An 18,052-nucleotide genomic window follows, 5' to 3' on the forward strand; every position below is an offset into this window, starting at 1 on the left:
CCCTCACCCCTCACCCGCCCCCGACGATGATCCTGCTCACCCTTCTGCTGCTCCCCGCGACCCTGCTCGGCCTGCTCGCGCTCGCCGTGCAGCTCGGTTTCCGCGCCCCGCGTCGACGCGCCCGCCACGACCCGGCGGCGCTCGGGCTCGACTTCGAGACCTGCGTCATCCCCACCCGGCGCGGTCGCCGGCTGTTCGCCTGGCTGCTGCCCGCGCCCGACGCCGAGGCGACCCTGGTGGTGCTCCACGGCTGGGGCAGCAGCGCCGAGTTGATGCTGCCGCTGGCCGCGCCCTTCCGCCGCGCCGGGCTCAACGTGCTGTTGTTCGACGCGCGCAGCCACGGCAACAGCGATGGCGACACCTTCTCCTCGCTGCCGCGCTTCGCCGAGGACCTGGAGGCGGCGGTCGACTGGTTGCGCCGCGTCCATCCCACGCGCTGTCGCCGTCTCGCCCTGCTCGGGCACTCGGTGGGGGCCGGCGCGACCCTGTTCTACGCCGCCGACAACCCGCTGCCCGACGCGGTGATCAGCATCGCCGCCTTCGCCGACCCGGCCGAGGTCACCGAGGGCTATCTGCGCACGCTGCGCCTGCCGCGCTGGCTGGCGCGGCTGGCCACCCGGCACGTCGAGTGGCGCATCGGCCACCGCTTCGCCGAGATCGCCCCGCTGCACACCGCCGCGCGCATCGGCTGTCCGCTGCTGCTGGTCCACGGCACCGCCGACACCAGCGTGTCGCCGCGCGACGCCCGACGCATCCTCGAACGTGCCCCCACCGGTCGGGCGCGGCTGTACGAGGTGCCCGGCGCCGGGCATGATTCGGTCGAGCACATCGAGCGTCATGTCGGTGCCCTGATCGACTTCCTCGCCGCGCACGGGGTCGGGGGGACCTCCCATCCTGGTGCAGGGGCGACCGAAGATGCCTCGATGCGGTGCACCGCCACCCGCCGTTCGCCACCCGTCGCTTCCTAAGCATCCGGATCACGGGGACTTCCTTTTTTGGCATCGGTATTGCTTGGCTAGGCCCGTCGTTATATCGCCCTCGATATAACCCTTGTCACCGAGTCAACAGAGGCCGCGATCATGCCCCATGCCGCAGAGACCCACGCCCGACTCAAGACCTCGGGCGCCCTACGGCTCGATCTCGACACCAGCCGCTTCGCCGGGCACGAGCGCATCGCACTGCTGCGCCGCATCGACGAGACCGGCTCGATCTCGCAGGCGGCGCGCGCCCTGGGCATCTCCTACAAACAGGCCTGGGACGCGGTCGACGCGATGAACAACCTCTCGGCCGCGCCCCTGGTGCAACGTCGCACCGGCGGACGCCACGGCGGCGGCACCGAGCTCACCGCCGAGGGGCGACGGCTGATCACGGTGTTCGAGACCGCCGAGCGCGAGCACCGGCGCTTTCTCGAACGACTCGGCGAGGGCGTGCGCGACTTCGACCATTTCCATCGTCTGTTAGGAGTCATCAACATGAAGGTCAGCGCAAGGAATCATCTGCACGGCGTGGTCACCGCGGTGCGTCGCGGGGCGGTCAACGCCGAGGTGGTACTCGACCTCAAGGGCACGCCGCTGGTGGCGATCGTCACCAACGAGAGCGTCGAGGCGCTCGGCCTCGAACCCGGGCGCGAGGCCTACGCCCTGGTCAAGGCCTCCTTCGTGCTCATCACCACCGAGGACGGCGGGCTGCGCACCTCGGCGCGCAACCGTCTGTGCGGCACCGTCGAGCGGATGATCGAGGGGCCGGTGAACACCGAGGTGGTGCTCGCGCTCGACGGCGGCGCACGGGTCACCGCGATGATCACCGCCGAGAGCGCGCATCAACTCGAACTGGCCGAGGGCAAGCGTGCCTGCGCGCTGATCAAGGCCCCGCACATCATCCTCGCGGTCAGCGACTGAGACCCACCACGCCACCCATCCCCGTCAGCGACAAGGAGTATCGAAGGATGTCGACCCCATTGCGCTCACTCACCGCCGCCGTGCTGCTGCTCGGCTCCACCACCCTGGTCCAGGCCGAGGAGGTCCGGGTCGCGGTCGCGGCCAACTTCACCGCGGCGATGAAGGAGATCGCCACCGCATTCGAGCAAGCCACCGGACACAGCACCCGGATCAGCTACGGCTCGACCGGCAAGCTCTATACCCAGATCGTCAACGGCGCGCCCTTCGACGTCTTCCTCGCCGCCGACCAGCGCCGCCCGGCGCTGCTCGTCGATGAGGGCCGCGCCAGCGCGCCCTTCACCTACGCCATCGGTGAGCTGGCGCTGTGGAGCACCGACCCCGCGCTGATCACGGACGGCGCGGCACTGCTCGAATCGGGCGCGTTCGACCGCCTGGCGATCGCCAATCCCAAGACCGCGCCCTATGGCGCCGCGGCGATGGAGGTGCTGGAGTCGCTGGGGCTGGCCGAGACCCTCGCGCCCAAGCTGGTGCGCGGCGACAACATCGCCCAGACCTACCAGTTCGTCGCCACCGGCAACGCCGAACTCGGCTTCGTCGCCCTGGCGCAGATCGCCCTCGACCCCAGCGGCTCGCGCTGGGAGGTGGAGCAGTCGCACTACAGCCCGATCCGTCAGGACGCGGTGCTGCTCGAGGGCGCCGAGGCCAACCCCGCCGCCCAGGCGCTGCTCGACTACCTCCAGGGTGAGGCGGCGCGCGCGGTGATCACCCGCTACGGCTACGCCACCGACTGAGCGTGACGAGGCCCGGCGCGCGCCGGGCCTCACCGCCTCCGCCCCATCCCCGCCCGGAGCACCGCCGTGTCACTCGATCTCACCCCGGTCTGGCTGACCCTCAAGCTCGCCACCCTCACCACCGCCGTGCTGCTGGTGGTGGGCACCCCGCTGGCCTGGTGGCTGTCGCAGACGCGCTCGCGCTTCAAGCAGATCGTCGCCACCCTGGTGGCGCTGCCGCTGGTGCTGCCGCCGACGGTGCTCGGCTTCTATCTGTTGCTGCTGCTCGGCCCGCACGGCCCGATCGGCGCGCTCACCGAGCGGCTCGGGCTCGGCACCCTGCCCTTCACCTTCGCCGGGCTGGTGGTCGGCTCGGTGCTCTACTCGCTGCCCTTCATGGTGCAGCCGGTGCACAACGCCTTCGAGGCGATCGGCCAGCGCCCGCTGGAGGTCGCCGCCACCCTGCGTGCCTCGCCGCTGGCACGCTTCTTCGACGTTGCCCTGCCGCTGGCGCTGCCCGGGCTGCTCACCGGCGCGGTGCTCGCCTTCGCCCACACCGTCGGCGAGTTCGGGGTGATCCTGATGATCGGCGGCAACATCCCCGGCGAGACCAAGGTGCTCTCGGTGGCGATCTACGACCACGTCGAGTCGCTGGAGTGGGCCCAGGCGCACTGGCTCGCCGGCGGCATGGTGCTGTTCTCCTTCCTGGTGGTGCTGATGATGAACCTGCTCGGCCAACGCATGCGGCGGATCGGTCATGGCTGACGTGCTCGACCTCGCCTTCCGTCTCGATCGCGGCGACTTCAGCCTCGATCTTGCCTGTCGCGTCCCGGCGCGCGGCGTCAGCGCCCTGTTCGGGCGCTCCGGCTGCGGCAAGACCACGGTACTGCGCTGCGTCGCCGGGCTGGAGCGCGCCGCCGGTCACTGCCGACTCGCCGAGGCCTGCTGGCAGGACGACGCCAACGAGCGCTTCCTGCCCACCCATCGCCGCCCGATCGGCTACGTCTTCCAGGAGCCGAGCCTGTTCCCGCACCGCTCGGTGCGCGCCAACCTCGACTACGGACGCCGCCGCATCCCGGCGCGCGCGCGCTGCGTCGACTTCGACGAGGTGGTCGAGCTGCTCGGCATCGCCCCGCTGCTCGGGCGCGACCCGGCGGGGCTCTCCGGCGGCGAGCGTCAGCGCGTGGCGATCGCCCGCGCCCTGCTCACCAGCCCCCGGCTATTGCTGATGGACGAGCCGCTGGCCGCGCTCGACCACACCAGCAAGCGCGACATCCTGCCCTATCTCGAACGTCTCCACGATCACCTGCAGATCCCGATCCTCTACGTCAGCCACGACCCCGACGAGGTCGCGCGGCTGGCCGATCACATCCTGCTGATCGAGGCCGGGCGGCTGCGCGCCGCCGGCCCGGCGCCGCAGATGCTCACCCGTCTCGACCTGCCGCTGGTGCGCGAGGAGACCGCCAGCGCCCTGCTCAGCGGGCGGGTGCGCGCCCATGATGCGCGCTACGGCCTCACCCGCGTCGCCATCCCCGGCGCCTCGCTGATGCTCGAACGGCTCGACCGCGCGGTGGACGAGACCGTGCGCGTACGCATCCACGCCCGCGACGTCAGCATCGCCCTCGACGACCCCGGCACCTCCAGCATCCTCAACGTCCTGCCCGCGCACATCGTCGAGATGCACCCGCTCAGCGCGTCCCAGGTCCTCGTCGGCCTCGCCGTCGGCACCACCCCCGAGAGCCGCCTGCTCGCCCGCATCACCCGCCACTCCTGGGAACGCCTCCGCCTCCATCCCGGCCAGCAGGTGCATGCGCAGGTCAAGGCGGTGGCGGTGATGGATTGAGCCCCGCCGCTCGACTCGTCACACTGTTGTCGCCGTCTTACCAGCGACCTCGATGAGTGAAAACGGGAGGCACGCATGCAACGCGTCAAGATCTGCTGCATCAGCTCCAGCGAAGAGGCCGCACTGGCGATCCGCTGCGGCGCATCGGCGCTCGGGCTGGTTTCGGAGATGCCCAGCGGGCCCGGCGTCATCTCCGAGGCGGAGATCGCCGAGATCGCCGCGCGAATCCCGCCGCCGATCGCCACCGTCCTCCTCACCAGCCGCACCGATCCGGCCGAGATCATCGCCCAGCAGAGGCGCTGCGGCGTCAATACGCTGCAATTGTGCGACCGGCTGCCATGCGGCGCGCACCAGACGATCCGCCGGGCGCTCCCCGGCGTGTCGCTGATCCAGGTCGTCCACGTCAAGGGCGCGGCGTCGGTCGAAGAGGCGCAGACCCTCAGCCGCGAGGTCGATGCCATCCTGCTCGACTCCGGGAACCCATCGCTGCGGGTCAAGGAACTCGGCGGAACAGGCCGCACCCATGACTGGTCGCTGAGCGCCGAGATCGTCAAGAGATCCCACACCCCCGTGTTCCTGGCGGGCGGCCTGAACCCCGAGAACGTGCGTCAGGCAATCGCCCAGGTCCAGCCCTTCGGCCTCGACATCTGCACCGGTGTGCGCACCGCCGGCGCATTGGACGAGGCGCGGCTTGTTGCGTTTATGGAGGCTGTCGGACGATGTCAATCCTTGGGGGGACGAAATTCCGGGAGAGCCTCAATGACGCGAACGCGCCCCGCCTGAGGACATCATCGCCTGGTCGGGTTGGCGACGACGATATCAGATGCGCGCCAGGGCCTGTCAGTATCGAGCGCGCGGGGTTGGGCCGCCGTGAAGATATGCGGCTGTAGTCGTAGTCGAGCGCTTCAACGGACGCATCGCCGAGGTGCTGGCCACCACACGCTTCGACTCCGCCCTGAGTCTGGAGCAGACCATCACCCGCTATGTCCAGGTCTACAACCAGCACATCCCCCAGAAAGCACTCGGGCACATCGCACCGATTCAAGCACTCAAGGAGTGGGCGCAGAAACGCCCGGAGCTATTCAATAAACGGGCTTACAATCTCAGGGGGCTTGATAGTTATGCCATCTATTTCCAGGGAACAGGTCAAACCTCGATTGATATCGCGCTTAATATTCGCGCTTCGGCGGGGCCCATTCGACACACTCTCGTCGCACGTCGATCAATGGATCAGAGAATGGAGCCAGACCAATCCTGAGCGACGCGCTTGTTGTCACGGCTTCGCCCCCCGGATTCTGCATTCCGCAACCGAGCATCCCGTCTGGTTTGTACTCGCAATCCTTGAACTATCGACGCTCCTCGCCTTGCTCTGCGTGTTCGCTGTTCTCATCATCACCGGCCATCAGCCAAGCTTTCTCAGCAGTGAGTTTAGCAAGGGCGTCAAGCCCTATTTCGATGTCGTCTGGACGATTCAGGCAACCATTACCGCCGTCGTCTATCCCATCATCATCGCCTTTGTCGCGATCTTGCTGCAAAGACGGCAGTCTTCAAAGGTTGACCTGCAGATCTATCTGTATTCCACGGCGGCACTACCTGCAGGACTCAGCGCTCTCGGACTCATCGGTGCTTTGGGTCTCCAGTATCTCGTCGCCTTCACGCTGGCCCCGCAAGGGGCCGCTTGGGGGATGATCGCAAGCCTCTGTTGGTTTACGATCAACGTCTGCCTGACCGGCTGTTTTCTCTACTCCACCATCAGCTTCTTGCACGATGACAACCGACTGCGTGCCTTCGAGCAATATGCAGTGCATATCGCGTTGCCTCGCGAGGTAAGACAATACCTGAATAAGCACATCATGTGGGATGCGCAGCAGCTAGGACTCTTACCAGGCCGGCCCAGCTATCAACGCCTTGACTCTGGCGCAGACCAAGGGCCGTCTATCGATCTGATGCCTTACGGTACAGACGGAACACCGTGCGTCACTCGACGGTTACGCAGGCGTAGCCAATTATCCGACGTCCGAATGCGGTTGTTCGCCGCCGGATTGAGTCGATGGTTGGCTCAGGCACGCACTCACTGGCAAGGCGACCTCTCCCATGACGCCGATGCAAGAGCGGCTGATCTGGAATTAAGGGTCGAGCCGGGAGACATGAAGAGTGGCAACGTTACCCTGCTTGTCGTCAAGAATGGTCCACAACCTGACTGGTTGGCGCGCTTGCTCATCCGCCGAGCGTTCATGTTCCGTTCCTCGCCCGGCTCTGTTCAGACTTACAACACGGGCAAACTGCTTCAGGAATTGGTTTCAGACCTCAAGAACGAGACAGCGGCCGGCCGCGAAGACGGTACTCAGGAGAGGTTGCTTGCGCTTACCCATGTCCATACTGCGCTGTTGGATGCAGGTCGTTTCGTCGATGAAAATGGTGCAGCTGCGAATGTAGCTTGCATGAAGGTTCCAGCCGGATTCGGCAGTCTTTCTCTTTATCAGACCTGGGTCTCTGACTATTCGCCCTGGCTCGAATGCGTGATCGGAATGCTCGAATCCAACCCGCGTGGGTTTGAGCTCGCCTGCCACGTGACTCATCGGCTGGCCAGGGAAGTCGAGCGAGAGCCGTTAGAGATTCCGAACGATCTGCTCCGTCTTCACGGACGATTGATCTTTCTCCTCGGCTTGTGGTGGCTGAGTAAAGTTGAGGACCAAGGGTCCATCTCGCATGATGCCGCGCATGAGGCACAGTTGCGGGCTCCGCGTGCCGGGATCTACGGCAAGGCGCTTCGCCAGTGGGTTGGCGGATGGGAGCTTATTCGACTGCGAGACGCGCCTGAGCCCATCACGTCCGTCGAGGCCGCCTGGAAGCACGCGACGCTCGAGGCGAGATTCTCGATGGAGCGCATCCAACAAACCGCAGAGATGGTATTTGCGGCTGTCGTGCGCGGCGACACTCAGGCCGCTCGTCTTGTCCTCGGCTCTTTCTTCAACTGGTTTGCCCAGACAAGCCACCGTTACCAGAATACCTTCCTGGATGGTTACCTTCCACCAACCTTGACAGTATCAGCACTCGATGCGGGGTGGGCTGAGATCTGGGCGCAATATCATGTATCGCTGGTGGAAACAGAACCGAGCCTTGACGCCCCGACGAACATTTGCGGAATCCTGGTAAAGCGATTCTGGGAAGATCTTCGGCACTTGCTGATCTTGTTGTTGCTCGAAGCGAGCAAGGATGGAAAAAGGGAAGAGCCTGCTATGCAGGTCGTCTTGTTCCTGTTGCGAGGCTACGTCGATGATGAAGAGTCGCTCGAGTCGGCACGAGCTTATCGTGATGCGCAGCAAGTTCTGCTCCTGCTGATCCGGCAGCACTATGCAAGTCAGGAGTACATGCTACGCCTGAATGATTTCTTAAATAATGTTCAGCGACATCAATGGTCTGAGCCGATTCCCGGTCGCGTCTATACCTTGCCCGAGAGTGAGGACCTAAGTTCGCTGAGCCGCAGTCTACTGCTGCTCTTACTGTCTCTAGCGCCGGCTCGGGAGTTTTCGGTGGACACGATCGAAAGGTTTGCTTTATCTCAGAATAGTGAATTCGACGCACGTCTCCACTGGAAAGCCCAAGAACTGGCTCGCGAATTGAGCAAAGAGCTAGAAGACAGACGACAGTCCAATAGCGGGACAGTCGGCGCAATCTTGAAGCATGCCTCCATCATCAGGGAGATTCGTGCAGGACTTAGTCCTAGTCCAGACGCGATATCCATCCATATCGGGAATGCGCCACCCAAACCCATCGATCCGCTCACTGAGGAATGGGTTACAGAGGCAACCAAGTGGCTGGGAGAGCTTCCGGAGAAGGTTCAGTGGGTGTGAGGTTCCCCTGTTTTTTCCTCCCCCAAGGGGTTGGTCTCATGCGACCGCTTGGTCGCGGCGCTGGTTCGCCTCCCACTGTTGCATGAACTCGACGGGTAAGCGATAGCCGAGCGTCGAGTGCAGTCGCTTGCGGTTGTAGAAGACCTCGATGTACTCGAAGGCCGTTGCGCGCATCGCCTCGCGGGTCGGGAAGCGCTCGCCGAAGACGCGCTCGTGCTTGAAGCTGTTGAACCAGCTCTCGGTCGGGGCGTTGTTCCAGCAGTTGCCGCGCCGGCTCATCGAGCAACGCATGGCGTAGCGACGCAGGCGTTGCTGGAAGGCGTGGCTGGCGTATTGGCTGCCCCGATCGGAGTGGTGCAGCAGCCCCGGTGGCGGCCGGCGCCGGGCATGGGCCATGTCGAGGGCGCTGATGACCAGCTCGGCGTCGATGCGTGCACGCATCGACCAGCCGACGACATCGCGGTTGAACAGGTCGAGGACGACGGCCAGATAGAGCCAGCCCTCGTCAGTCCAGAGATAGGTGATATCGGCGCTCCATACTTTGGTTCGGGGCGCTGGGCCGGAAGTCCCGGGCGAGCAGATTCTCGGCGACGGGAAGGCGGTGGCTCGAGTCGGTCGTGACGCGATCGCGACGCCGATGACGGCCGCGTAGGCCGTGCGCACGCATCAGCCGCTCCACGCGCGCCTTACTCGCGCTCAGGCCACGAGCGCGCAGCGCCCGGACCATCCGTGGACTGCTGTAGGCGCCACTGGTCTCGGCGTGAAGGGTCTGCAGCAGCAGCGTTAACTGCGCGTCACTCAGCCATTGGCGCTGGCCGCCGCGCTGCCAGGCCCGATAGCCGCTCACGCTCACGCCCAGCAGCGCACACAGCCGACGCAAGCCGCACCCAGTTGCGTACCGTCTGCTCCACCAGGTCCATAGCGCCACCGAGGCGATGCTGCGCCCCGACTGCAATCGTTTGACCGCCTGCTCCTTGAACTCCAGCGTGTATACCCGCTTCGGGATCTTCTGCATCCTGCTTTCCAAGCATTGATCGTCAGTCTACGTCAATCCTTGGGGGACGAAGTTCGGGAGGGGGGAACTCACTTTCATGTAAACGCAAGTTTTGATGACTCTTGTGCGCAAGGCAGAAACCGACTGCTTCTATCTAAAAAGCCCGTTCCCGTACGGAAGCGTTCTCTGAGCGATCAATGGTTCCAAAGGGTTCGGACGACTACCCTTCCCCACTCTGCCAAGCCTGCCGCTTCCGATACAGCGTCGAGGGGTTGACTTCGAGGAGGGCGGCGGCGCGGGGGATGTTGCCGTCGCAGTGGGCGATGGCGCGTTCGATGGCCTCGCGTTCGACGCGCCACAGGGGTTGGATGCCGGGGTCGGGCGTGGTGGTGGGGGCTGCGGCGGGCGCCGGTTGGGCGGGTTCGGTGGGGGTGGCGCGCGGCGGGGTGATGAGGTGTTCGGAGAGCGGCGGCGGCAGCATCTCGGGGTCGACCGTCTCGCCCTGGTGGAGCACGACGACGTTGCGGATGACGTTCTGCAGCTGGCGGACGTTGCCCGGCCAGTGGTAGTCGCGCAGCAGCGCCGCGGTGGCCGGGGCGAAGCGTTGGAACGCCTTGCCCTCCTCGGCGGCGAAGCCCTGGAGGAAGTGTTCGGCGAGCAGCAGGATGTCGTCCTGGCGGGCGCGCAGCGGCGGCAGTTCGATGGGGATGACGTGGAGACGGTAGTAGAGGTCCTCGCGGAAGCGCCCGGCGGCGACCTCCTTGAGCGGGTCGCGGTTGGTGGCGCAGACGAAGCGCACGTCGACCGCCTCCTGGCGGGTGGAGCCGACGCGCTGGAAGCTGCCGGTCTGGACGAAGCGCAGCAGCTTGGTCTGCAGATCGAGGTCCATCTCGCCGATCTCGTCGAGAAACAGGGTACCGCCGTCGGCCTGTCCGGCGGCGCCGACGCGGTCGCGCGCCGCGCCGGTGAAGGCGCCGCGCACGTGACCGAAGATCTCCGACTCCATCAGGTCGTGCGGGATGGCGCCGCAGTTGAGGGCGACGAAGGGCGCCTCGCGGCGCGGTCCCTGGCGGTGGATGGCCTCGGCGCAGACCTCCTTGCCGGTGCCGCTCTCGCCGGTGATGAAGATGGTGGCCTTGCTCGCTGCGGCGCTGTCGATCACCCGGTAGACGGCCTGCATCGCCAGCGAGGCGCCGATGAAGCCGTGGTAGCGGTCGCGGTCGAAGGTCTCCTGGATGGAGTCGAGCAGGCTGGAGAGACGCTGGCGCTCGAGCGCGTTGCGCAGGGTGACGCGCAGGCGCCGGGCGTTGAAGGGCTTCTCGATGAAGTCGAAGGCGCCCTCGCGCATGGCGTCGACGGCAAGGTCGACCGAGCCGTGTCCGGTGATGATCACCACCGCCGTCGGCAGCCGTTGCGCGCCGACGTGACGGAGGATCTCCATGCCGTCCATGTCGGGCAGGCGCAGGTCGAGCAGCATCGCGTGCGGCGGGTGCCGGGCCAGCGCGGCGAGCGCCTCGGCGCCGGTCTCGACGGCCGCGACGCGATAGGGTTCGGTGGCGAGGTAGCCGCTGTAGACCTCGCGCAGGACCTGACTGTCCTCGACGATCAGGATGCTGGGGGGTGTCTGCTCCATGGCGGGCGTCCTGGTCCGTTGGCGCGTCGGCGACCGCCCCGCGCGGGAGCGGTCGCCACTCCGATGGTCGAGCCTCAGATATAGGGATCGTGCGCGGCGGCTTCATCCGCCGCGCCGTCCGACGGTTCGAGCAGCACCAGGGCGCGCTCGTCGCGCGGCGCCGTCGAGGCCGAGGGCGAGCTCAGTCCCGAGCAGGACCGCGCGGGCCGTCCCCGCCCTTCGCGAAGCATTGCACGAGCGCCTCCAGCGCCTGCTCGGCGCAGCCGCGCAGCCGCGCGATCAACGGCGCCAGACGGTCGCGGTCGGCGGCGCGGGCGGCCTGCTCGCAGTCGAAGGCGAGCGCCTGCAGCGCGCGCGCGCCGAAGGTGCCGGAGGCGCCCTTGAGGGTGTGGGCCTCGTGTTCGAGCTGGGCGATCTCGCCGGCCTCCCAGGCCTGTTCGATGCACGCCACCCGGCGCCGGGTCTCGATCTCGAAGGTCTGCAGCATGCCGACGAGGAAGTCCTCGCCCATCTCCTCGGCGAGTTCGTCGATCACCCCGAGATCGAGCACCCCGACCGCCTGCGCCGGCGCCGCGCGCTCCCCGGCCGATGCGCCGACCGGCGCATCCTCGGGGCGCTCGCCACCGAGCCAGCGCGCGAGGGCGGCGAACAGCTCGGCGCGCACCACCGGCTTGCTCAGATAGTCGTCCATGCCGGCGGCCAGACAGCGCTCGCGATCCTCGCTGAAGGCGTTGGCGGTCATCGCCACGATCGGCACGCGGGCGCGCTCGCCGGGCAGCGCGCGGATCGCCCGGGTCGCCTCCAGCCCGTCCATCCCCGGCATCGAGACGTCCATCAGCACCAGCGCATAGGGGCGCGCGCGCAGCGCGGCGAGCGCCTGATGACCGTCGGCGGCGGTCTCGACCCGGTAGCCGGCGCGCTCGAGGATCGCCAGCGCCACCAGACGGTTGGCCTCGCTGTCCTCGACCAGCAGGATCGGGCCGGTGGCGGCCGTTGCCGTCGGCGTCGGCGCCGCCGGCTCGGGGCGGGGCGAGTCGGGCGCGGGGAAGAGTTCGGGGGCGCCGAGCGCCATGCCGAGCTGCCAACACAGTGCGCGCGGCATCAACGGCAGGGTGGCGGCCTCGGACGTCGGCGCGCTCGTCCGGTCGCGATGGATCGGGATCTCGCGCGCCGCCCTCCCCGCGCCCGGCGGGGCCGCCAGCCACAGCCGCGCGGGCACGGCGGCGGCCTCGGCGAACCAGCGCTCCTCGCCGACGATCACCGTCTCCAGGCCGAGCAGCCGGAGCTGGCGCGCCAGCCCCTCGGCGAGCGGCGCGCTGGCGGCCCACACCTGCACCCGCCAGCCCGCGGCCCGGCGCGCCAGACGCGCCCGCCGATCGTCGGCCGGGGCGCGCGCGCGCAGCGGGAGGCGCACCCAGAAGCGGGAGCCGACGCCGGGCTCGCTCGCGCAGCCGATCTCGCCGCCCATGATCCGCGCCAGCCCGCGACAGATCGCCAGCCCCAGCCCGGTGCCGCCAAAGCGTCGGCGGCGCGAGTCGTCGACCTGGACGAACTCGTTGAACAGCTCCGACAGACGCTCGCGGGCGATGCCGATACCGGTGTCGCGCACCTCGATCGAGAGTCGCTGCTCGGCGCCCTCGCCCACCACCCCGGCGCACAGCTCGATGGCGCCGTGCTCGGTGAACTTGAGCGCGTTGCCGAGCAGGTTGAGCAGGATCTGGCGCAACTGGCCGGGGTCGAGTTCGCCCCGCACCGGCAGTTGCGGGTCGAGGGTCAGCAGCAGCTCCACGCCCTTGGCGAAGGCGCGCGCGGCGAACAGCCCGAGCACCCCTTCGAGCAGGGGTTCGAGGGCGCAGGGCTCGGGCCGGGTCTCCATCCGTCCGGCCTCGATCTTGGAGAAGTCGAGGATGCTGTCGACCACCGACAGCAGACTGTGCCCGGCCTCGCCGGCCACCCGCGCATGGGCCGCCTGCTCGGGGTCGAGACCGCTCTCGAGCAGCAGCTCGTTCATGTTGAGGATGGCGTTGAGCGGGGTGCGGATCTCGTGGCTCATGGTGGCGAGAAAGCGCGACTTGGCCTCGCTGGCCTGTTCGGCGCGGGCGCGCTCCTCGATCAGCGCCGCCTCGGTGCGCTTGCGCTCGCTGATGTCGATGAAGTTGGCGACATAGTTGGTCACCCGGCCGTCCGGGTCGCGCACCGTGGTGATGCTCAGCCATTCGGGGAAGATCTCGCCGTTGCGGCGGCGGTTCTCGATCTCGCCCTCCCAGTGACCGTCGCGCTGCAACCGCGCCCACATCTCCCGGTAGAAGCGCTGCGACTGGCGCCCGGACTTGAGCAGTCGCGGCGTCTCGCCGATGGCCTCGTGCGGGGCATAGCCGGTGATCGCGGTGAAGGCGCGGTTGACGCGCAGGATGCGACTCTCGGCGTCGGTGATGAAGATCGCCTCCTGGGCCTCGAAGGCCTGGGCGGCGAGACGCAGCTCCTCCTCGGCGCGGCGCCGCGCGCTGATGTCGCGGATGAAGGCGGTGAAATAGACCGTCTCATCGGCCTCGACCTCGGTGATGGCGATCTCGATCGGGAACTCGTGACCGTCGCGGTGCAGCGCCTCCATCTCCAGACGCTGGCCGACCACCCGCCCCTTGCCCTCGGCGCGAAACCGCGCCATGCCGCGACGGTGGGCGGCGCGATAGCGCTCGGGGACGATCAACTGTTCGAGCAACTGGCCACCGACGTCCTCGCGCAGATAGCCGAAGATCTGCTCGGCCGAGGCGTTGAAGTCGACCACCCGGCCATCGAGGTCGATGGTGACGATGGCGTCGAGCGCGGCGTCGAGCAGCGCGCTCTTCTGCGCCTCGCTGCGACGGATGCGCTCGGCGAGCTGACGGGCGGCGGCGAGCGCCTCGTTGAGATCGGCATAGCTGTCGGCCAGGCGCGCCGACATCAGGTTGAAGGCGCGGATCGCCTCGCCGATCTCGTCGTTGCCGTGCTGGGGGATGCGCACCCCCGGACCCTCGCGGGCGATGCGGTTGGAGGCATCGCGCAGGCGCAGCAGCTGACGGCTGAGATAGGTGCCGAGCAGCAGCGAGAACAGCGCCACCAGCGCCATCTCGAGCAGCGCGATCCCGATCGCCCCGGAGCGTGCCGAGCTGAGCAGCGCGAGGAAGGGCTCGACCGAGACGCCCAGCTCGACACGACCGAAATAGGCCCCGCCGGCATGGATCTCGGCGCGGGTGTCGAACACCCCGTCGGCGGCGTGCGAGGGGTCCTGGTCGGCGACGAAGCGGCGCGCCAGCGCGCGCGCCGCACCGGCCTCGGCGAGGATCAGGCCATCGCGGTCGCGCACCCGCGCATAGACGATGTCGGCGTTGGTCAGCACCTCGTCGAGCAGGCTCTCGAGCCGGGCCAGGTCGGTGGCCAGCACCGCGTCGGTGGCATTGGTCGCCACCAGGCTGGCGGCGGTGGTCGCGCGCTGGACCAGCTGCGCCTCGTTCGACTCGCGCAGCCAGCTCAGCGCGCTGAACACCAGCAGCGCCAGCAGCGCCGCCTCGATCAGCGCGATGCCGAGGATGGTCTTGAGACGGAAGCTCACGGGGCCTCGGCGCGCAGGTCGTCGAGCAGGTCGATACCGAGGGCGCGCACGTCGTCCCAGTCACCGTCCTCGGCGGCCACCAGCCGGGGCATCCCCAGCGTCTCGATCAGCGCCCGCCCCTCGGCGTCGGCGGCGAGCCCGAGCATCGCCTCGCGCACCCGCGCGACCACCTCGGGTGCGACCCGCGGATGGCTGGCGAAGGCGTGACGGGTATAGCCCTGGGTGGTCATCAGCACGCGCAGCTCGGCGCGGCGCGGCGGGTCGAGCGCCTCGAGCGTGCGTACCACCCCGCCGCCGGCGGGATAGAGCCCGACGCTCACGGTACGGTAGACCGAATCGTGCGAGGCGACATAGCGCGGGGTGAAGGCGATGCCGCGCTGGGCCAGCTCGGCGCGGATCAGCACGCTGGCGGCAAAGGCCGCCGGGGCCGGGAAGGCCAGGGTCGCGCCCTGCAGCGACCCGACCTCGCGCAGCGGGCTGTCGGCGCGTACCACCAGCACCCCGCGCAGCCGTCCCTCGGCGCGGGCGAGTGCGCGATAGCCGGGGTCGCGGGCGAAGACCGTGTAGTGATAGGGGTTCATGTAGGCGAGATCGTACTCGCCCTGCGCCAGACGGCGCTCGAAGGTGGGGATGTCGGCGGCGGTCTCGAAGCGCAGCGCCACCCCGGCGCGCGCGCCGAGCGCCTCGAGCAGCGGCACCCAGGCGCGCGCCAGGGTGCTTGCCGATTGCTGCGGCACGATGCCGAAGCTCAGCTCCGTGGCCGATGCGGCCAGCGGCGCCACGAACAGGGTCAGCAACAGCAGCGCCGCGCGGCCACGGCGCCGGGTGCGCTCAGAAGCGGTAACCGAAGAGTTCGATGTCGCGCCGGAAGCGGCGCGCGATCCAGTCGCGGCTGTGTGTGTCATAGAACTCCCGATAGTCGAGCCGGCCATGCCGGGAACGGTTGAAGTGCTCGGGCGCCGGGGGCGCAAGACCGAGATGGTCGCACAGTGCGGTCAGATCCTCCTGGTAGTGCTCGAAGCGGGCGAGGAAGTCGATCTGCAACCGCCCTGCTCGATCGGTCAGATAGTCGCTCTGGGAGCGACCGATCATGAAGCGATGAACGGGCGCCTGGCTGGCCCAGGCGAGCCAGTCTCCGGGCGCGCGCGGGCGCAGCGCGCGACGCAGGAACTGCTTGAAGCCGGGGCCGGAGAGGTGCGTCGAACCCAGGGTCTCGTCGGGGGAGGCGCGGGCCAGCGCGGTGTACCACGACAGCGCCAGATCCCAGGGGTTGCGCACGAAGGCGAAGCGGAAGTAGTCGGGATATCTGGCCAGCAGCCGGGCGTTGTCGCGATAGGTGCTGTGCTGGCGACCGTCGAAGTGACAACGGTCCTGCCAGCCCGGGGCGCGCGCATCGAGCCCGGCGAGCGAGGCCCGAGTGTCGAGGTCGTCGCGAAACACCGAGGTCAGTGAACTGCCGCCGGTCTTGGGGATGTGGAAATAGACGAAGCGACGGTGGTGGGAGAGCAGCATGGTGTTCTGGCTCCGGGGGCAGACGTTCAGGGTGAGCAGATGGCATTTCCAGATCGCCTTGCGCAGGCGTCTGCTCAACCTTGGCAACCACCGTGCCAGGCGATCGGTCTCGCGCACCGGCCCCGCGGCCAGCGACGGGTTGCAGCGGTCACCGAGCACGCCGCCGAGCCACCGCGCCGGCCCCGCGCAGCCGCTCCAGCGTCGCGGCCACACCGGCGGCGAAGTGGGCCGGTGCGCGCCGCACCGCTGCAGGCCGCAGTGCAGGATGCGACTCGATCCGCAATGGCCGCGCCCGGCCAACCCCGAGACCGTCGAGAGCGTCCCCGATGACCACCACCGCCTCGTCCTCGACACCATCGCCCATCGGCGCCCCTCCTCTTCGTCCAGGGCGGTCGGGGCGCGAGAGACCCCCGTCAGAACATCTGTAGGCACCCGCGCCGGCGCACAAGCCGGCTCCGGCGCTCGGCCACGCGCCCCGAGGCGGCGCGCGTGACCGCGCCGATAGCACAGGACGCCCGCCACCCCGGTGCACCACGCCGACGGCGCCGCGGAATACACAGGGTGCGAGGAACAGTACCAAAAACAGCGCCGCTCCGACCATCGACGCCAGACGACCGATCCAGCCCGGCAGCGAAGGGAGTCTCGGCAGTCAGGGTGAGCAGCGCGAGCGGGCTGGTCCGCATCGGGACTCAGCTCGCAACGGGGTGACGGAGGGCGGCATAGGCGGCGGCCATCGCCCGCACCTCGGCGCGGGCGAGGACATAGGGGCGTGGGTCGAACGGCACGGCGCGCGCGATGGCCGCGAGCTGCACCGCCAGCGCCACGCTGAGGATCGCGACATCCCCGGCCGGCACCACCCGGGCGGTGTCGGGACAGGCGGTCTCGGGGACGCCGCCGACGGCGCTCACCACCACCGGGATGCCGCAGGCCTGGGCCTCCAGCGGCGCCAGCGGCAACCCCTCGGCGAGCGCGGGCAGGCAGAACAGGTCGAGCGCCTGGTAGAAGGTCGGCATGGCGTCCAGCCGCCCGATGAAATGCACGCGTTTCGCCAACCCCTGCCGGGCGACCAGGCGGCGCAACGCGCCCTCCTCCGGGCCGCTGCCGGCGAGCGCCAGATGGGTGTCGGCGTCGAGTCCGAGCAGCGCCTCGATCAGCAACCGCTGGCCGTTGACCGGGTGCAGCGGCGCGGCGCAGCCGATCAACCGCACCTCGCGCGGCAGGTCGAGCTGCGCGCGCGCCACGGCGCGATCGCCGGGGATGAAGTGATCGGTATCGACGCCGTTGAGGATCACCCGTGGCCGCCACCCCGGCAGTCGCGCGCGGATGCGCGTGGCGACGTGCTCGGCATCGGCGACCAGCCGGGGTCGGGTCAGCGCCAGCGTCGTCCACTGCAGCCAACGCTGCGGCAACGACTCCAGGTGCCGGGCCTCGTGCTCGGTGTGCACCAGATGGCGCACCCCGGCCAGGCGCGCGGCCAGACCGCCGTAGATCAGCGGGCCGCGATGATAGGTGTGCACCGCCACCGCGCCCTCGGCGCGCAACAGCCGCGCCAGACGCGGGACCAGCCCCGGCGTCCAGCCCGGCGGCTTGGCGAGGAAGCGCAGCCGATCGACATCGGTCTGCAGCCGTGGCCAGGCGGCGACCGCCGCCACGCCCTCGCCCTCCAGGCTCATCACCAGATGGCGCTCGGTGGCGGCGCCGTGACGCGCCAGCTCCAGCACCATGCTCTCCACCCCACCGGGACGCAGGTGCTGCACGACATGAACGATGGTGGTCATCGGGATTTCTCCACGGGCAGATGATCGACCGCGCGGTCCGTCGAGCGGCACTCGATTCGGTACGGCTTGAGTGGTGGGGTGCGGCTGAGCACCGTCAGCGCGCGCGGGCGCCAGTCGCCGGCGGGCAGGTCGTATGCGGTCGAGCAACTCGATGGGCATGGTCGGGACCGATGAGCAGAGG

At 68.5% G+C, this 18,052-nt stretch carries 13 protein-coding genes and 2 pseudogenes; 8 read left to right on the forward strand and 7 right to left on the reverse strand.

Annotation, left to right across the window (positions count from 1 at the left end; translation table 11 throughout):
* Positions 1 to 26: 26 nt before the first annotated feature.
* The 8 genes and pseudogenes from EDC29_RS08130 (at position 27) to EDC29_RS08165 (ending at position 8,365) form a co-directional block, all read left to right on the forward strand.
* Complete coding sequence (locus tag EDC29_RS08130; protein WP_242466074.1) at positions 27 to 968, forward strand: alpha/beta hydrolase; 942 nt, start codon at positions 27 to 29, stop codon at positions 966 to 968.
* A gap of 111 nt (positions 969 to 1,079) precedes the next feature.
* The gene (locus tag EDC29_RS08135; protein WP_123141738.1) at positions 1,080 to 1,898 is read left to right on the forward strand and encodes a TOBE domain-containing protein; all 819 of its coding nucleotides are present in this window, start codon (positions 1,080 to 1,082) and stop codon (positions 1,896 to 1,898) included.
* Positions 1,899 to 1,945: 47 nt separating this feature from the next.
* Positions 1,946 to 2,689 carry a molybdate ABC transporter substrate-binding protein gene (modA, locus tag EDC29_RS08140; protein WP_132229349.1) on the forward strand — a complete coding sequence of 248 codons (744 nt, stop codon included), beginning with the start codon at positions 1,946 to 1,948 and terminating at the stop codon, positions 2,687 to 2,689.
* A 66-nt stretch (positions 2,690 to 2,755) separates the two neighbouring features.
* Positions 2,756 to 3,433 (forward strand): molybdate ABC transporter permease subunit, encoded by a 678-nt coding sequence (gene modB / locus EDC29_RS08145; protein WP_123143297.1) that lies wholly within the window; start codon positions 2,756 to 2,758, stop codon positions 3,431 to 3,433.
* Positions 3,426 to 4,511: a molybdenum ABC transporter ATP-binding protein gene (gene modC, locus EDC29_RS08150; RefSeq protein WP_132229351.1), complete on the forward strand. Its 1,086-nt coding sequence runs from the start codon at positions 3,426 to 3,428 to the stop codon at positions 4,509 to 4,511. The genes modB and modC overlap by 8 nt, the downstream gene beginning before the upstream one ends.
* A gap of 75 nt (positions 4,512 to 4,586) precedes the next feature.
* A complete protein-coding gene (locus EDC29_RS08155; protein ID WP_132229353.1) occupies positions 4,587 to 5,294 on the forward strand; it encodes a phosphoribosylanthranilate isomerase in 708 nt (235 codons plus the stop codon).
* A gap of 109 nt (positions 5,295 to 5,403) precedes the next feature.
* A pseudogene (locus EDC29_RS17670) lies at positions 5,404 to 5,628 on the forward strand (integrase core domain-containing protein); the annotation flags it as partial.
* Positions 5,629 to 5,875: 247 nt separating this feature from the next.
* Positions 5,876 to 8,365 carry a hypothetical protein gene (locus EDC29_RS08165; RefSeq protein WP_132229355.1) on the forward strand — a complete coding sequence of 830 codons (2,490 nt, stop codon included), beginning with the start codon at positions 5,876 to 5,878 and terminating at the stop codon, positions 8,363 to 8,365.
* Between the two features lie 36 nt (positions 8,366 to 8,401).
* Here the strand turns inward: EDC29_RS08165 and EDC29_RS08170 are convergent.
* The 7 genes and pseudogenes from EDC29_RS08170 to EDC29_RS08195 all read right to left on the reverse strand — a co-directional run bounded on the left by EDC29_RS08170 (position 8,402) and on the right by EDC29_RS08195 (position 17,871).
* A pseudogene (locus tag EDC29_RS08170) lies at positions 8,402 to 9,380 on the reverse strand (IS3 family transposase).
* Positions 9,381 to 9,579: 199 nt separating this feature from the next.
* Entirely contained in the window at positions 9,580 to 10,992 is a 1,413-nt protein-coding gene (locus EDC29_RS08175; protein WP_132229357.1) for a sigma-54-dependent transcriptional regulator, read from the reverse strand.
* Positions 10,993 to 11,173: 181 nt separating this feature from the next.
* Positions 11,174 to 14,581: a PAS domain S-box protein gene (locus EDC29_RS08180; RefSeq protein WP_132229359.1), complete on the reverse strand. Its 3,408-nt coding sequence runs from the start codon at positions 14,579 to 14,581 to the stop codon at positions 11,174 to 11,176.
* Entirely contained in the window at positions 14,578 to 15,378 is an 801-nt protein-coding gene (locus EDC29_RS08185; RefSeq protein ID WP_132229361.1) for a phosphate/phosphite/phosphonate ABC transporter substrate-binding protein, read from the reverse strand. Before EDC29_RS08185 ends, EDC29_RS08180 begins: the two co-directional genes overlap by 4 nt.
* Before the next feature lie 34 nt (positions 15,379 to 15,412).
* Positions 15,413 to 16,171 (reverse strand): sulfotransferase family 2 domain-containing protein, encoded by a 759-nt coding sequence (locus EDC29_RS08190; protein WP_165913461.1) that lies wholly within the window; start codon positions 16,169 to 16,171, stop codon positions 15,413 to 15,415.
* A gap of 70 nt (positions 16,172 to 16,241) precedes the next feature.
* Complete coding sequence (locus EDC29_RS17280) at positions 16,242 to 16,457, reverse strand: hypothetical protein (RefSeq protein ID WP_165913462.1); 216 nt, start codon at positions 16,455 to 16,457, stop codon at positions 16,242 to 16,244.
* Positions 16,458 to 16,782: 325 nt separating this feature from the next.
* Positions 16,783 to 17,871 (reverse strand): glycosyltransferase, encoded by a 1,089-nt coding sequence (locus tag EDC29_RS08195; protein ID WP_132229365.1) that lies wholly within the window; start codon positions 17,869 to 17,871, stop codon positions 16,783 to 16,785.
* Positions 17,872 to 18,052 lie beyond the last annotated feature (181 nt).

Source organism: Marichromatium gracile, from assembly GCF_004343155.1.
GTDB classification, from domain to species: domain Bacteria; phylum Pseudomonadota; class Gammaproteobacteria; order Chromatiales; family Chromatiaceae; genus Marichromatium; species Marichromatium gracile.

Excerpts from the sequence above, each read along its gene's own strand:
- EDC29_RS08130 (WP_242466074.1), top strand. The coding sequence starts at position 27 with ATGATCCTGCTCACCCTTCTGCTGCTCCCCGCGACCCTGCTCGGCCTG.
- EDC29_RS08135 (WP_123141738.1), top strand. The coding sequence starts at position 1,080 with ATGCCCCATGCCGCAGAGACCCACGCCCGACTCAAGACCTCGGGCGCC.
- modA (WP_132229349.1), top strand. The coding sequence starts at position 1,946 with ATGTCGACCCCATTGCGCTCACTCACCGCCGCCGTGCTGCTGCTCGGC.
- modC (WP_132229351.1), top strand. The coding sequence starts at position 3,426 with ATGGCTGACGTGCTCGACCTCGCCTTCCGTCTCGATCGCGGCGACTTC.
- EDC29_RS08155 (WP_132229353.1), top strand. The coding sequence starts at position 4,587 with ATGCAACGCGTCAAGATCTGCTGCATCAGCTCCAGCGAAGAGGCCGCA.
- EDC29_RS08175 (WP_132229357.1), bottom strand. The coding sequence starts at position 10,992 with ATGGAGCAGACACCCCCCAGCATCCTGATCGTCGAGGACAGTCAGGTC.
- EDC29_RS17280 (WP_165913462.1), bottom strand. The coding sequence starts at position 16,457 with ATGGGCGATGGTGTCGAGGACGAGGCGGTGGTGGTCATCGGGGACGCT.
- EDC29_RS08195 (WP_132229365.1), bottom strand. The coding sequence starts at position 17,871 with ATGACCACCATCGTTCATGTCGTGCAGCACCTGCGTCCCGGTGGGGTG.